This window comes from Kribbella sp. NPDC051620 (assembly GCF_044453825.1).
Classification (GTDB): Bacteria; Actinomycetota; Actinomycetes; order Propionibacteriales; family Kribbellaceae; genus Kribbella.
This window is the reverse complement of record NZ_JBITDB010000003.1, coordinates 971471-986275: the sequence shown is the minus strand read 5'-3', so window position 1 is coordinate 986275 and position 14805 is coordinate 971471. Positions and strand designations below refer to the sequence as shown.

Sequence of the window (14805 nt, the reverse complement as noted above, 5' to 3'; positions counted from 1 at the left end):
CGGGGCCGAACCTGGGGGAGACGATGGCCGAAATAACTGTCAGCGCCGACGACGTCGCCGGACTGGTGACGACGCTGGACCAGCTGAATCTGCCGGAGCCGCAGCGGGTGCTCTTGTCGGGGCTGCTGGCGTTAGCCCTCGAGGTCATCGGCAACGGTGAGCCGACGGCGACCGTCGAGGTGGCCGAGCCGCTACCGTCGTTCGCCGACCAGTTCGCGACGGCGTTCACCCCCGGAACGATGGCGCGCCTCGATACGGGCGGCACCGGAGCGGTCAGCTTCACGAAGTCGTCGAAGATCACCCGTTAGCCCCGGGGCCGTCTGATGCGGACGGTCCTGGTGTCCATGCCGTTCATGGACGTCGATCGGCCTTCGATCCAGCTCGGTCTGCTGAAGGCGATCGCCGGGCAGCAGGGCCTCGACGTCCGGACGCTGCACGCCAACCTCGACTTCGCGGCACAGCTCGGCGTCGAGCTGTATCGCAAGCTGTCCGAGCATCGCGGCCGGCTGATCGGGGACTGGCTGTTCTCGATCGAGGCCTTCGGCGACGAGGCGCCCGATGCCGCCGGAGCGCTGCTGGCCGACCACGACTTCGGCTACCTGGTCGATGACGCCGAGCGGCTGCTGCGCCGGATCCGCGACCACGAGGTGCCGGTTTTCCTCGACAACCTGCTGGAAACCCTTGCCTGGCAGGAGGTTCAGGTCGTCGGGTTCAGTTGCACCTTCCAGCAGAGCGTGGCGTCGTTCGCCTTCGCCCGGCGGCTGAAGGAGCGGTACCCGCAGATCGTCACGGTCTTCGGCGGCGCGAACTTCGACGGTGAGATGGGCCACGAGCTGGCCAGGTCGATCGACTGCATCGACCACGCGGTCGTCGGTGAGGGCGACACGGCCTTCCCGGCGCTCCTGCGCAAGCTTGCTGAGGGCAACGAGCTGGGGAAGGTCAGCAGCCAGCCCGTCATGACCAGGATGGCGGACCTCCCCGCTCCCGACTATGACGAGTACTTCGAGCGCTCGGAGCGGCTCGGCGTCCTCCCGGACGACCTGTGGATCCCGTTCGAGTCGGCCCGCGGTTGCTGGTGGGGTGCGAAACACCACTGCACGTTCTGCGGCCTCAACGGCACGACGATGCAGTTCCGCTCGAAGCCGGCCGGACAGGTCATCACAGAGCTCGCGGGTCAGGCCAGGCGGTACCAGACCTCCCGCTTCGAGGCTGTCGACAACATCATCGACATGACCTACCTGAAGGACCTCTTCCCGGCGCTCATCGAGGCAGGCGCCGGCTATGAGTTGTTCTACGAAGTGAAGGCCAACCTCAGCCGGGCACAACTCGAACTCATGGCCAAGGGCGGGGTCCGGGTGCTCCAGCCCGGAGTGGAGTCCCTGAGCAGCAACGTCCTGCGCCTGATGGACAAGGGAGTTCGCGCGGCCCAGAACGTCAACTTGCTGCGCTGGGCGCAGTACTACGGGATCCAGGTCGAGTGGAACATCCTGTTGGGATTCCCCGGCGAGACCGCCCAGGACTACGCGGACCAGGCGGCCGTAGTACCGGAGCTGGTGCATCTCCGACCGCCGTCGAGCGCTGCTCGGATCTGGATGGAACGCTTCAGCCCGCTCTTCTCCAGCCCCGGCCGTCGCTCCCCGGAAAGCAGTTACCGGCACGTCTATCCGGCCGGCGTCGATCTCGGCAAGGTGGCCTACTTCTTCGAGGACGACCTTCCGGGTGCCCTGCCCGACGCCGCGTACGACGAACTGCGGAAGGCTGTGGACGAGTGGAAGACCGCCTGGACCGGCGACCGGCTTCCGACCCTGCGGTACTGGTCGTCACCCGGCCGGCTGGAGATCTACGACACCCGCCGAGCGGGGCAAGAGGGCACGTACACCTTTGAGAACGCACTCGCCGACATCTATCTGGCGTGCAGTGACCGGCCCACCACCGCGAGTGCCGTCGGACGCAAGCTGGAGCTGCCCGTGGAGGCGGTCGGCGAGGCTTTCGCCGGGTTCGCGGAGCGCGGCCTGATGTTCCTGGACGAGGACCTCGCCGTCGCGCTGGCCGTCCCCGGAGAGTAGACCTGTCAGGTTCGTGGTTCTCGTTTGGACATGGCACCATGGCAGCGTCAGGTCTGGAGGCCGCCCGCTGCGACCCAGTCGAGCCGAACGAGGAGCACCGCACACCATGGATGCCGTCACCGCAGTACCCACTCCGATCAACGAGACCGTGCGTGGGTACGCACCCGGTTCGCCCGAGCGGGCCAGCCTGGAGGCGAAGCTCAAGGAGTTCAACGCGGCCGGTGCGATCGACCTGACCTGCACGATCGGCGGCGAGCAGAAGCTCGGCGGCGGTACGCCGATCCAGGTGGTGCAGCCGCACAAGCACGCCCACGTGCTCGGCACCCTCGGCAACGCGACCGAAGCAGACGGCAAGGCCGCCGTCGACGCGGCCCTCGCGGCCGCTCCGGCCTGGCGGGCGCTGTCCTTCGACGACCGCGCCGCCGTCTTCCTCAAGGCCGCCGACCTGCTGGCCGGCCCGTGGCGCGACACGCTGAACGCCGCGACCATGCTCGGCCAGTCCAAGACGGTCCAGCAGGCCGAGATCGACGCCGCCTGCGAGCTGATCGACTTCCTCCGCTTCAACGTCTCGTTCGCGCGCACCATCATCAACGACCAGCCGATCTCCTCGCCGGGGATCTGGAACCGGGTCGACTACCGCCCGCTCGAGGGCTTCGTCTACGCGATCACCCCGTTCAACTTCACCGCCATCGCCGGCAACCTGCCGGCCGCGCCCGCGCTGATGGGCAACACGGTCGTCTGGAAGCCGTCGCCGACGCAGCAGTTCGCGGCGCACTTCACGATGCGGCTGTTCGAGGCGGCCGGTCTTCCCGCCGGTGTGATCAACCTGGTCACCGGCGACGGCATCGACGTCAGCAAGGCGGCGCTGACCCACCCGGACCTGGCCGGCATCCACTTCACCGGCTCCACCAAGACCTTCCAGTCGTTGTGGGGCACGGTCGGCGCCAACATCGCTTCGTACAAGACGTACCCACGACTGGTCGGCGAGACGGGCGGCAAGGACTTCATCCTGGCGCACCCGTCGGCGGATCCGGCAGTACTGAAGACCGCGATGGTCCGGGGTGCCTTCGAGTACCAGGGCCAGAAGTGCTCGGCTGCCAGCCGCTCGTACGTCCCGCGCAGCGTCTGGAACCAGATCCGCGACGACATCGCGGCGGAGACCGACTCGCTGACGATGGGCGACGTCACCGACCTGTCGAACTTCATCGGCGCAGTGATCGACGACCGCGCGTTCGCCAAGCACAAGGCGGCGCTCGACCGGGCCCAGCAGGCGGCCGGTATCGAGGTCCTTGCCGGTGGCACCTATGACGACTCCGAGGGGTACTTCGTCCGGCCGACGCTGCTGGTCTCGGACGACCCGACCGACGAGATCTTCAGCACCGAGTACTTCGGCCCGATCCTCGGCGTGCACGTCTACGAGGACGGCGACTTCACCAAGGTGATGCAGCAGATGGAGCACTCGGCGCCGTACGGGCTGACCGGTGCGGTCATCGCGCAGGACCGGCACGCGGTCGCGGAGGCCGCGGAGTACCTGCGCTTCGCCGCCGGCAACTTCTACGTGAACGACAAGCCGACCGGCGCCGTTGTCGGGCAGCAGCCGTTCGGTGGAGCGCGTGCGAGCGGCACGAACGACAAGGCCGGCTCGATGTGGAACCTGATCCGCTGGGCCAGCCCGCGGTCGATGAAGGAGACCTTCACCCCGCCGACCGACTACCGCTACCCGCACCAGGGCTAGGCCGCTAGTCCTCTCCGGACGGGGGAATAGGCACTTGGCCCCACCCGTGCTCGTGTTGGGGGCTGGAGTGTTGAGCCCGCCCGAACCACTTGGGTCGGGCGCGCATGGCGTAGTCGACCCCGCTTGTCGCAGTGGGGCTGGTGCATGGCCAGCCGTGCTCGTGTTGCGGGTTGGAGCGTTGTGGCCGCCCGAGCCGCAGTTGAGTGGGCGCCTGACCTTGTTGACTGGGCTGGGCGTGGCTCGGCCGGCAGTCACTGGCTGGGGTGGGCTGGAGATCCGCGCGCGGTCAGTCGTTGTCGAAGGCTGACCAGATGGTGCGGCGTTGGTCGGCGGGGCATCCAGGGCTGTTGTGAGGTCACCAGTGGGTGCCGCGTGCTGGTCGGCGACTAGCTGGGTGTTCGATGGCGGGTTAGGCCGCCAGGCCTCGGCGGACTGTGATGTAGAACGACGTCAGGTCTTCGATCAGGGCTTCTACCTGGTCGGGGACGCTGGGGTCCGCGTCGAGGAGCCAGTCGGCGATCAGGTCGAAGAGGCCGCCGACCAGGCCGATGGCGATCGCGTGGCGGGTGTGCAGGTCGGACTCGTCGCGGTCCAGTTCCTCGGCGGAGTCGGGGACTTCGTCGTACCGGTCCCAGATCTGCTCCAGGAAGCCGGCCGCCCAGCGCCGGTTGGTCCGCCGCTGGCGCTCGACCGTCTTGGAGATGCCTCCGGCCTGGCCGAACGTGACCTTGGCGACTCGCGGATCGTCGAGCAGCGCGTGCGCGAAGGCGGCGACGATGCCGGGGACCGCCTGGCGCTCGTTGCCCTCGGCCCGGGCCGCGACCGCCATCATGTCGGCCATCAGCCGCTCCGACGTCCGCTGCAGGAGTGCGACGTAGCAGTCCTCGCGGTTGTCGAAGACCTCGTAGAAGCTCTTCGTTCCGACGTACGCCGTACTGCAGATCTGCTCGATCGACGTGCCCAGGTAGCCGTGCGCGGCGATCAGGTCGAGCGCGGCGTCGAGCAGCTGCTCGCGGCGCTCGGCTTTGCGCTGCTCGGCCGTCAGACCTCTGATCACTCGCCCCATGGAGCGACGTTACCCCCGGTGGCGGGTTGATAACCACTCGGCGAGTTATGAACACGAAGGCTTGTTCATAACCGCGAGACGTGCTCCACTGTCGGTCATCCCGTCGTCACCGAACGACACTGCCCCTCGGGAGCCGCTATGAGAACTGTTCTCCGGCGAGCCGCAGCAGGCCTGGTGGCCGCCGCACTGCTCGCCAGCACCTTCACGGCCTCGGCACAGGCCGCCGCGCCCAGCTCCGGCTTCGACAACTGGTCCTGCAAGCCGTCGGCCGCGCACCCCAACCCCCTCGTGCTGCTGCACGGCCTGGGCGGCAACGGCCCGGGCAACTACTCGTTCCTCGGGCCGTACCTCGCAGCGAAGGGGTACTGCGCCTTCACGCTCACCTACGGGCAGGCGACGCCGGCTATCCCGGTCGGCGGGACGGTCTCGATCGTCCAGTCGTCGGCGGAGATCGAGGCGTTCGTCGACCGCGTCCGGACGACCACGGGGGCGGCGAAGGTCGACATCGTCGGGCACTCCGAGGGTGGGTTCCAGAGCCTGTACGGTCCGAAGGTTCGCGGGTACGCGGGCAAGGTCGGCCAGGTGGTCGCGCTCGCGCCGCCGACGCACGGTACGACGTTCGGCGGTCTGGTGAGCGTCGGCGACTATCTCGGGCTGCGGCCGCTGGTCGACCAGGTACTCCGGGAGTTCGGCTGCCCGGCCTGCGACGAGATCATCGTCGGGGGTGCTGAGGTGGCGAAGCTGACGGCCGGCCCGATCGCGCAGCCTGGGGTCAAGTACACGGTGATCGCCTCGCGCGCGGACTTGTTGGTGACGCCGCATGAGACGTCGTTCATCCGCGAGGCCGGTGTGCGGAATGAGTTCGTCCAGGACACCTGCCCGCTCGATCCGGTCGGGCACGTGGGACTCGCCTTCGACCCGACGGTGGCGCAGCTGGTCGCCAACGCGCTCGACCCGGCGCATGCGTCGCGCGTGGTGTGCGGCTTCGGCCCGCCGCTGTGAGTGCGGGGCGCTAGACCTGGGGGCGGCGCGGATGTCAGCAGCAGGGGAGTTGGCATCCGTGCCGTTGCTTTTGTCAGGCGGTCCGGTCGAGGGGCTGAGCGGCGGGGCCGATCAGGACGGCTGAGCCACAGGCGACGCAGATCCATTCGTCGGACAGGTCGTCGGCTGGATGGTCGCCCGGATCGACCCGCTCGAAGGGGACCGTGTCGTCGCAGAGTACGCAGTACCAGGTGTCGTCGATCGGGCCGCGGCGTCGGGTACGCATCAGAAAACCCACCTCCGATAGTCCTTCTCAGGTTGCCATCGGAGGCGGGTTCACCAGGTCAGCGACACGGCCGCCGGACGGGATCAGTTGTCGCCGTTGTGCCAGTCGCGGCCGAGGTCGTGCTCCTTCTGCAGGCCCTTGCGGATCGCGTCCACGACGAACGGCTCGATCTTGCGGCCGATCAGCGGCACCGCCACCTTCACGTCCAGGTCGATCGCCTGCACCGTCTCGCCACCCGTCGAGGTGATGCTCGCAGTGCCCTTGAGGGTGACCGGCGTGTTCGCGATCTCGCCCTTCACCTCGGCATTGCGCGACCCGTCCGCGTTGGCCGGATGCCAGGTCTCGGTCTGCACGACGGTGAGCGTGCCACCGACGAACTTCCGCGCGATGTCCGGCACGTCGTCGGCCGGCATCTCCCGCTCCACCCGCACCACGGTGTCCACACCGGACTGACTCACCTTCACGTCGTACGACAACGCCTTGGTCTTCTCACACGCCTGCTCGCGAAAGGTAGCGTCCGTGACGATCGAGAAGACTTCCTCCGGGGTGGCGTCATAAGACGCCGACATCTTCAGCTCCATGCCGCACATCATGACATCACCGCCAGCACCCACCTTGGATTGCAGGAAGTTGCAGTGGGTGGGCGGGGAGGGAGGACCTTTGGGTCGGTAGGGTTCCAGGGCTCGGGGGTGGCTAGGTGAGGAGAATTGGTGAGGGTTTTCAGGGCTGTTGTGGGGTCTGTGGTTGTTGCGTTGGTGGGTGGACTGGTTGGTGGGGCCGGGGTTGCGGGGGCGGAGGATACGAAGACTGTCTCTTACCTTGGGTATGAGGTGACGGTGCCGGCCAGTTGGCCTGTGGTGGATCTGGTGAAGGATCCGACGGCGTGTGTGCGGTTCGACCAGGCGGCGGTTTACCTGGGGCGGAGTGGTGGGCAGTCTGATTGCCCCGCGCATCTTGTGGGGCGTAGTGAAGGGCTGGTGCTGGCGCCGCTTACCGCGCCGGCCAAGTCGGTTGAGGGTGAGCTGCAGGTTGCCGTCAAGGACGCCGGTGTGCTCGCGACCGCGTACTACGTGCCCGGTGCGGATCAGACAGCGCGCAAGGTGCTCGCCAGTGGTCGGGTGACCGCCAAGGCGGTGGCCAGAGCGGTACCGGCGGCGCCGCGGGCGATCCAGGCCGCGCCTTCGATCATCGCTACCAAGAACATCTACCAGCCTGCGTTCGACATCTGCGACGCGCCGAGCCAGAGCACGATGGATGCCTGGAAGGCGCCGAATTCGCCGTACCGCGCGATCGGTATCTACATCAGCGGCGCTTCCCGTGGTTGCGCCGCCCAGCCCAACCTGACGCCGCAATGGGTCGCCGCGCAGGACAGTGCCGGATGGCAGTTCCTCCTGATCGACGTCGGCAAGCAGGCGCCCTGCACCGGCTTCTCGAACAAGATCTCCACTACCCCGGCAACGGCGGTCAGCGAAGGCCGGACGGCCGCAGCCAATGCGGTCGCTGCGGCGCAAGCGCTGGGCTTTGCTCCGCGGAGCGCGATCTACAGCGACATCGAGCACTACACAACGACGGCGGCCTGCAAGGCTTCCGTGCTCTCGTACCTGAGTGGCTGGACGCAGGAGCTCAACTCCCGCGGGTATGTCGGTGGCGCGTACGTCGGCGCATCGTCCGGTGGTGCGGACCTGTCCAGCGCTTACACCAGTACGGCGTACACGCGGCCGGACAACCTGTGGTTCGCCCACTGGAAGAACACGCCGGTCCTCACGAGTAGGTTCATCCCGGCCGGCTACTGGGCGGCACACCAGCGGGTGCACCAGAACGAAGGCGACGTCAGCAGGACCTACAACGGTGTGACTCTCAGCGTCGACGAGAACATGCTGGACCTGACGATGCCGCCCGCTGCTGTCACGGGCGTCACTGGCACCGGCCGGAACGGGTCTGCCGTACTGCGCTGGACCCTGCCCGCCACGACCGTCAGCCAGGTCGTTGTCCGCCGCAACGCGGGCAAGGTCGCCCCGGCGCTGCCGACCTCCGGTACGGCGGTCTACGCGGGTGCGAGTATCAGCGCTGTCAACGCGGGCGGCCTGGTGAGCGGTACCGGCTACACCTTCCGTATCTGGGTCAAGGACAAGTACGGCAAGTTCAGCCCGGGCGCTGACAAGTACCTCGCCGGTACTTCGAGTACGGCCGCCGCCAGCGCCGCGTCCATCATGTACACCGGGTCGGTCACGCTGAAGAGCCAAGTCAAGCGACTGGACACCGGAGCGGTCCTGGCCGGCGTACCGGTAACCCTGTACGCCAAGGCGATCAACGCGTCGAAGTGGACCGCCGTCGCGACCGTGAAGTCGTCCACCACCGGCGCAGTGAGCGCGGCGCACAAGCCGACCGTCACCACCCGCTACATGTGGACCTACAACGGCACAACCGACGTGCTGGGATCGGGAAGCCCGATCGTGACGGTTGCCGTCCACCCGGCGATGTCGAGCTACCTGTCCCCGGCAGCGATCAAGCTGGGCGCGAGCAGCGTCTTCTACGGCTACCTGAACCCGGCCCACGCCGGCTCAACCGCCTACCTGCAACGCAAGTCCGGCACCAAGTGGGTCGCGGTCACCACCACCAAGCTGTCGACCAACGGCAAGTACACCTTCGCCATCAAGCCGACCGCCCGCGGCACCTACACCTACCGCGTCGTCTGGCTGGCCGACGCGGACCACCAAGGCACCCAGACGGTCGCCAAGGTCCTCACGGTCAGCTGACCGAGCCCCCAAGAAACCGCCCCACCCATGAGGTGGGGCGGTTTTTTCTGTCCCCAGCCAGTGCATTTGGTTGATGTGTCATCATTGATACATCAATCAAGTGCGAGGTGGAACGTGAGCAGGACGGCTGCGGTGGGGCGGCGGCGGATGTCGGTGGGGGAGTTGGCGGTTTGGCGGGCGTTGGTCGATACGACCGACGAGTTGCGGCGGCGGCTCGGCAACCAGCTGGCGGAGGAGTCGGGACTGTCGGCTGCTGACTATCGGGTGCTGCTGGCGTTGAGCGAGGCCGACGGCAAGCGGAGCCGGTCGTCGCGGCTGGCCGAGCAGATGGAGTGGGAGCGGAGCCGGCTTTCGCATCAGCTCGGCCGGATGGAGAAGCGCGGGCTGATTCGCCGGGAGGACTGCGCGACCGACAACCGTGGCGCCGAGGTCGTGCTCACCGCCGAAGGGGCGGACGCGTTCCGGAAGGCGACGGCGCCGCACACCAAGGCGATCAAGAAGCACTTCGCGGATGCGCTGACCCCCGCCCAGTTCGACGCCCTCGAGGACATCCTGCAGTCGCTGGAAAGGCACCTGCAGCAATGAGGATCGCGGTGCTGGGTGCCGGCCATGTCGGGCCGGTGATCGCGCGCGTCGCGGTCGAGGCCGGGTACGACGTGTCGATCGCGGCGTCGGGGGATCCGGCCAGGATCGAGTTGATCACGCAGGTGATGGTGCCGGGAGCCAAGGCGCTCTGGGCCACCGACGCCGCGGCCGACGCAGACCTCGTCGTGCTGGCGATCCCGCTCCACAAGTTCGCCACCTTCGACCCCGCCATCGTCGAAGGAAAGCTGGTCGTCGACACGATGAACTACTGGCCGCCGGTCGACGGAGTGCAGGAGCTGTTCGAGGACCCGTTGCTGACCAGCAGCGAGGTCGTCCAGCAGAAGCTCAGCAAATCAACGGTGGTGAAGACCTTCAACCACCTCGGCTACCACGAGCTCGCGGACGACCGCAGGCCGCCAAACCAGCCGGACCGCCGCGCGATGGGCATCGCCGGCAACCGGCCGGAAACCGAAACAGTTGCCGAGATCATCGATGCCATCGGCTACGACCCCGTGATCCTGGACGGCCTGCACAACAGTCGCCTGCTCCAACCCGGTGGCCCCGCGTTCGGCGTACCGCTCGGAAAAGCACAACTAGTGAGAGAGATGCAACGATGACAGACTTCCCGCTCGTGATCGGGCTGGACACCTTCGGCGACGTGACCTCGGACGAGCAGGGCCGGCCGGTCTCGCACGCCCAGACCATCCGTGACCTGGTGGAGCAAGGCGTGAAAGCAGACGAGGTCGGCCTCGACTTCTTCGGCATCGGCGAGCACCACACCGACGACTTCCCGCTGTCTGCCGCCGACGTCGTGCTCAGCGCCATCGCCGCCCGGACGCAGAACATCCACCTGGGCTCGGCCGTCACCGTCCTCAGCTCGGACGATCCGGTCCGGGTCTTCCAGCGCTACTCGACCCTCAACGCAGTCTCCAACGGCCGCGCCGAAGTCATCCTCGGCCGCGGCTCGAGCGTCGACTCCTTCCCGCTGTTCGGCTACGACCTCGCCGACTACGAGACCCTCTTCGAGGAGAAGACCAACCTCTTCGCCGAGCTGCTCAAGGGCGGCCGTGTCAGCTGGGAAGGCAAGACCCGCGCGGCCCTCCATGACCAGGACGTCGTACCGCACCTGGACACCCCGCTGCCGACCTGGATCGGCGTCGGCGGCAGCCCGCAGTCGGTGATCCGGGCCGCGCACTACGGCTTCAACCTGATGCTCGCGATCATCGGCGGCAGCCCGTCGCGGTTCGCTCCCTTCTCCGACCTGTACCACCGTGCCCTCGAGCAGTTCGGCCGCGACCCGCTACCGATCGGCGTGCACTCGCCGGGTCACGTGGCCGAGACCGACGCGCAGGCCCGGGAGGAGTTCTGGCCGCGCTACCTCGAGGTGATCACCCGGATCGGCAAAACCCGCGGCTTCGCGACCCCGACCAAGGCCCAGTACCTGGCCGAGGTCGGCCCGAAGGGCGCCCTGTTCGTCGGCTCACCCGAGACGGTCGCCCAGAAGATCGCCGCGACCCTGAAGAACCTGAAGGCCACCCGCTTCGACCTCAAGTACGGCATGGGCGGCCTGACGCACGAGTCCCTGATGACCAACATCGAACTCTTCGGCACCCAGGTCGCCCCGCGAGTCCGGGAACTGATGGCTTAGCAGAGCCAGCAGTCCCCGGACCCCGTCAAGGGGAGTCAGCGCAGGCCGACTGCCCGGTCGATGGTCTGGCTGACGCTGTTGCCCGCTTTGTCGCGAGCGACAGCACGAAGGCTGACAAAACCAGCCTTCGACGGTGCGTCCAGGCGGCCGATCCAGTCGTTGCCGGAGTGGCGCAAGGACAGCGTCTTCCAGTGGGCGCCGTCGTCGTAGGAGACGTCCAGCGTGACCGTGCTGATCACACCGGCACCGGCAGCGCCGGCCAGATGCGACGGCGTCACGGCGATGTCGGTACGCCGCGAAGCCCGGCCGCTCAGATCGGTACTGACCCCATAGTCGAGCTGGATCAGCGGCAGCGTCTCCAAGTACCGGTAGTCGGCGTTGTCGGAGTTGAAGCCCCACTCCGTCCGAGTCCGCGGCGAGTACGGCCGGCCCGGCAGGTCACGGGTGGTGTCGACGACCAGCCGGTACGGAAGCTTGTCCGGTGACACCTCCGTCGAGACGAAGTCGCTGCCCTCGCTCACCAGGGTGGTGCCCTGGTAGAGCGCGGTGTTCAGCGTGACGCCGCCGTACACCGTCCCTTCATGGCGCCCATCGCCCCACCCCGGCATCCCGAAGGTGCTGATGATGTCGCCCACCCGCGACGGCGGCGTGCTGTTCACGTTGTCCGCGAGCAGCCGAGGCCGCTGGATCCCACCGAACCACGTTTCCTTCGTGGTACTCCGTGCCTTGTACGCCGTCGACGACCCAAAAAGCGTCAGGTCGGAAACAGCCGTCTGGGTCAGCCACTTCACAGGCCCGGCCGTCACCCACGCCGTGTAGTTGCCTTGCGCAAGAACTTGCGTCGCTGCCGCGCCCACTCCCCAAGAGAAGTCGGGGGAGAGGTCATAGCGGATGTCCAGCGCCCGGCCCTGCTTGGTGTCCCGGAACGTCTCGTCGATGCGAGCCAGCTCTCCCGGACCCGGCCGGTACGACGGGTCGGCCGGGATCGCGCCGTCGTGGTGCTGCACGAGGTCGTACAGGTACTGCGGTTGCGGATGCGACGTCACCACGAGAACCCGCCCACCACGCTGGATCCGGTCGAGGAACTGCTGCGCGCGATCAGTCCCCAGCGAAGCCACCGGCAGGGCAGGCGTCTCCTCCTGCGGGAGGTCGGCCCAGGCGTCCAACGGCCCGAAGCCGTCGTTGAGGATCAGCAACAGCTTGGCGCCGGCCTTGAAGGCAGCCGCGGCCTGCTCGGTCGGGGCAACCTCGTCGTTGCGATGGACGACAGCGATCTTGCCTCGGGCAACGACCTTCGCGAAGTCGGCCACTGAACCTTTGCCGGCCAGAACGACCGGGTAAGCAGACGTACCCGTCGGCAAGGAAGGTGACCAGCTCTGGACGTTCACGTCGAAGGAACCGACGGTCAACGGCGACTGCACCTCACGCCACCGCGACGCGAACGTGTAGGACCCCTGCGTAACCTTGCGCGTCGGGGTCGCCCACACGCTGTCGTAGATCCACGGCTCGAGCTGATACATGTCGACAAACCGATGGAGATCTCCGTAGCTGCGGTACTGGTCGACCCGCACGTAGCTGTTGACCGTCTGCTGCGGTGCCGTTGCCTCAACCTTGCGGAGCTTCGATGCGTCGAACCTCAGCGTCCGATCGCCATCGACGACCACCTCGGGATCGCTGAGCACGGCCCGGCTGAGTGAATGCGGGCTGTCGAGTCCGCGCGCATCGGCGTACAGCCAAGCGGCGTACGTGCTCGGCTGGATGCTGAGGTCAAGCTTGCCGGTCGCGTCCACCTCGTAGACCTTCGGCACCGTGTCTCGCTTGATGTCCTTCATGACGAGCATGCCGGGCAGCGACGAGTTGACGCTCAGCTTCACCCGCTGGCTCTGCTTGGTGAGGCCGACGGGCGTGTGCGTGCGCAGTACGCCGTCCGTGCCGGTGGCAGTCAGTACTGCGCTGTAGCCGGCGTCCTCGACCGCAGCGCCGAGGTGGCTGACCACTCCGACAGATGCCGTCCCGGCGGCGGGCACTGTCACCGAAGGCGCGGTCAGGGTGAACAGGCCGTCGGGGATGCCCTGCGTCTTCAGCACCAGGTTCAGCGTGATCGGCGAAGCGCCGGAGTTGGTGTAGGTCACGTCCTTCTGCGTGGTCTGCGACGCCGGATACGGCCACGTCGCGAAAGCGAAGGCGGAGCCGGTCGCGAAAACAGTGCTGCGAACCGCGGCCGCCACATCCAGCCGACCACTGCCGGCCGCGAACGGGCTGTACTGCTGGGTCGTCTTCGTCGTGCTGACCAGGGCGTCCTTCAGTTGCTGCCCGGTCCAGTCAGGATGCGTCCGAGCGAGCAACGCGGCGGCGCCGGCGACATGCGGGGTCGCCATCGACGTCCCGCTCATGGTCAGGTACGAGCCTTCACCTTCCGGCGCGTACTGCGAACGCGCGGCGAGCACGTCGACACCGGGTGCCGTCAGGTCGGGCTTGAGTCCGTTGTCGCCGGTACGCGGGCCACGGCTGGAGAATCCCGCGAGCCGGTCGGCGCTGTCGACGGCACCCACGGTCAGGGCCGCATCCGCCGCGCCCGGTGCGCTCACGGAGAACGGGCCCGGCCCGTCGTTGCCGGCGGCGATGACGAACAGCGCGCCCGTCTCGGCGCTGAGCCGGTTGACGGCCTCGCTCATCGGGTCGGTCCCGTCGGTGGGGCCGGAGCCGAGGCTCATGCTGATCACCTTGGCGTGCTGGTCGCGGGCGGCCCATTCCATCCCGGCCAGGATCCACGAGTCCTGCCCGCTGCCGTCGTTGTCGAGCACCTTGCCGATGTGCAGGTTGGCCCCGGGCGCGACACCGCGCTCGACTCCGCCCGAGGCTGCGCCGGTACCGGCGATGGTCGAGGCGACGTGTGTGCCGTGGCCGTGCCGGTCGGTGATGTCGAGCCCGGGGACGAAGCTCTGAGAGGCCGCGATCCGGCCACCGAAGTCGGGATGCGCGGCGTCGATACCGGTGTCGAGGACGGCGACGTCCACGCCTTGGCCGGTATCACCGCCGGCCCAGACCTCGGGGGCGCCGATCTGTGCGGTGGTGTCTGCGAGCGTCGCCTTGGCCTTGCCGTCCAGCCAGATCCTGGCGATCCCGCCACCGAGCTTGGCGGACCCAGCGGAGCGCTTGGCGGCAGTGGCGGCAGTCAATGAGGTCCACAAGGCGGCAGAGCGGTCGGTGGTCAGCGCGGCGCCCTGGATGCTGGTCAGCGCGAGAGTTCGGCGGGCGCCTGGCGGGACAGCCTGCTTGCGAGCGGCGGCGTCCGTGTAGCTGACGATCAGCGGGAGTTGCTTGCTGTGCGCGTCGTCGTAGCCGTCGGCCAGCAGCTCGGTGACGTTGAACAGGTGCTCGTCGAGTACGCCGGACGCGAGGTAGGCCAGCGCGGCGTCGGGGTAGACGTAGGTGTCCTTGCCCGACGTCATGATGTGCGCGCCTGCCGGTCGACCGGCCGCGTTCTGCACCGTCGCGGTGGTGTGACCGTCGGCGGTGACGGCGGCCGTCACCTTGTCGCCGGTGATCAGGGTGACGGTCTGCAGCGGGAGAGCCCGGTTGGGGCTTGAGCTGGGGCTGGTGCTGGGGAGCGGCGGGGTGGCCTGGGACAGGCCCGGGGTCGCGAGCAGGGCGAGGGCGGCACCGAGCGCGATCACCCCAC

Annotated in this window: 12 protein-coding genes; 8 read left to right on the top strand and 4 right to left on the bottom strand. The window is 67.9% G+C overall.

All coding sequences use genetic code 11. The annotated features are described in order from the left end of the window. Window positions 1-23 precede the first annotated feature (23 nt). From ACIA12_RS17585 to pruA, 3 genes are all read left to right on the top strand, one after another. Window positions 24-308: a hypothetical protein gene (locus ACIA12_RS17585; RefSeq protein ID WP_396368033.1), complete on the top strand. Its 285-nt coding sequence runs from the start codon at window positions 24-26 to the stop codon at window positions 306-308. A gap of 15 nt (window positions 309-323) precedes the next feature. Then, window positions 324-2066 (top strand): RiPP maturation radical SAM C-methyltransferase, encoded by a 1743-nt coding sequence (locus ACIA12_RS17580; protein ID WP_396368032.1) that lies wholly within the window; start codon window positions 324-326, stop codon window positions 2064-2066. Between the two features lie 106 nt (window positions 2067-2172). Next, window positions 2173-3801: an L-glutamate gamma-semialdehyde dehydrogenase gene (gene pruA, locus ACIA12_RS17575; protein ID WP_396368031.1), complete on the top strand. Its 1629-nt coding sequence runs from the start codon at window positions 2173-2175 to the stop codon at window positions 3799-3801. Between the two features lie 409 nt (window positions 3802-4210). On the opposite strand, the gene ACIA12_RS17570 is transcribed toward pruA, so the two are convergent. After that, window positions 4211-4867 (bottom strand): TetR/AcrR family transcriptional regulator, encoded by a 657-nt coding sequence (locus ACIA12_RS17570; RefSeq protein WP_396368030.1) that lies wholly within the window; start codon window positions 4865-4867, stop codon window positions 4211-4213. 138 nt (window positions 4868-5005) lie between these two features. On the opposite strand from ACIA12_RS17570, the gene ACIA12_RS17565 reads away from it, so the two are divergent. Beyond that, a complete protein-coding gene (locus tag ACIA12_RS17565; protein ID WP_396368029.1) occupies window positions 5006-5869 on the top strand; it encodes an alpha/beta fold hydrolase in 864 nt (287 codons plus the stop codon). A 73-nt stretch (window positions 5870-5942) separates the two neighbouring features. On the opposite strand, the gene ACIA12_RS17560 is transcribed toward ACIA12_RS17565, so the two are convergent. Both ACIA12_RS17560 and ACIA12_RS17555 read right to left on the bottom strand, forming a co-directional pair. Then, on the bottom strand, window positions 5943-6134 hold the full coding sequence (locus ACIA12_RS17560; RefSeq protein WP_396368028.1) for a hypothetical protein: 192 nt from the start codon (window positions 6132-6134) through the stop codon (window positions 5943-5945). 83 nt (window positions 6135-6217) lie between these two features. After that, complete coding sequence (locus ACIA12_RS17555; protein WP_396368027.1) at window positions 6218-6715, bottom strand: DUF2505 domain-containing protein; 498 nt, start codon at window positions 6713-6715, stop codon at window positions 6218-6220. A gap of 396 nt (window positions 6716-7111) precedes the next feature. On the opposite strand from ACIA12_RS17555, the gene ACIA12_RS17550 reads away from it, so the two are divergent. The 4 genes from ACIA12_RS17550 to ACIA12_RS17535 all read left to right on the top strand — a co-directional run bounded on the left by ACIA12_RS17550 (window position 7112) and on the right by ACIA12_RS17535 (window position 11123). Next, window positions 7112-8890 carry a glycoside hydrolase domain-containing protein gene (locus tag ACIA12_RS17550; RefSeq protein WP_396368026.1) on the top strand — a complete coding sequence of 593 codons (1779 nt, stop codon included), beginning with the start codon at window positions 7112-7114 and terminating at the stop codon, window positions 8888-8890. A 114-nt stretch (window positions 8891-9004) separates the two neighbouring features. Continuing rightward, window positions 9005-9475, top strand: coding sequence for a MarR family winged helix-turn-helix transcriptional regulator (locus ACIA12_RS17545; protein ID WP_396368025.1), 471 nt, complete (start codon window positions 9005-9007; stop codon window positions 9473-9475). Then, complete coding sequence (locus ACIA12_RS17540) at window positions 9472-10092, top strand: NADPH-dependent F420 reductase (protein WP_396368024.1); 621 nt, start codon at window positions 9472-9474, stop codon at window positions 10090-10092. Before ACIA12_RS17545 ends, ACIA12_RS17540 begins: the two co-directional genes overlap by 4 nt. Continuing rightward, entirely contained in the window at window positions 10089-11123 is a 1035-nt protein-coding gene (locus ACIA12_RS17535; protein ID WP_396368023.1) for an LLM class flavin-dependent oxidoreductase, read from the top strand. Before ACIA12_RS17540 ends, ACIA12_RS17535 begins: the two co-directional genes overlap by 4 nt. Before the next feature lie 35 nt (window positions 11124-11158). Here ACIA12_RS17535 and ACIA12_RS17530 read toward each other — a convergent pair whose 3' ends face one another. After that, window positions 11159-14800, bottom strand: coding sequence for a S8 family peptidase (locus ACIA12_RS17530; RefSeq protein WP_396368022.1), 3642 nt, complete (start codon window positions 14798-14800; stop codon window positions 11159-11161). Window positions 14801-14805 lie beyond the last annotated feature (5 nt).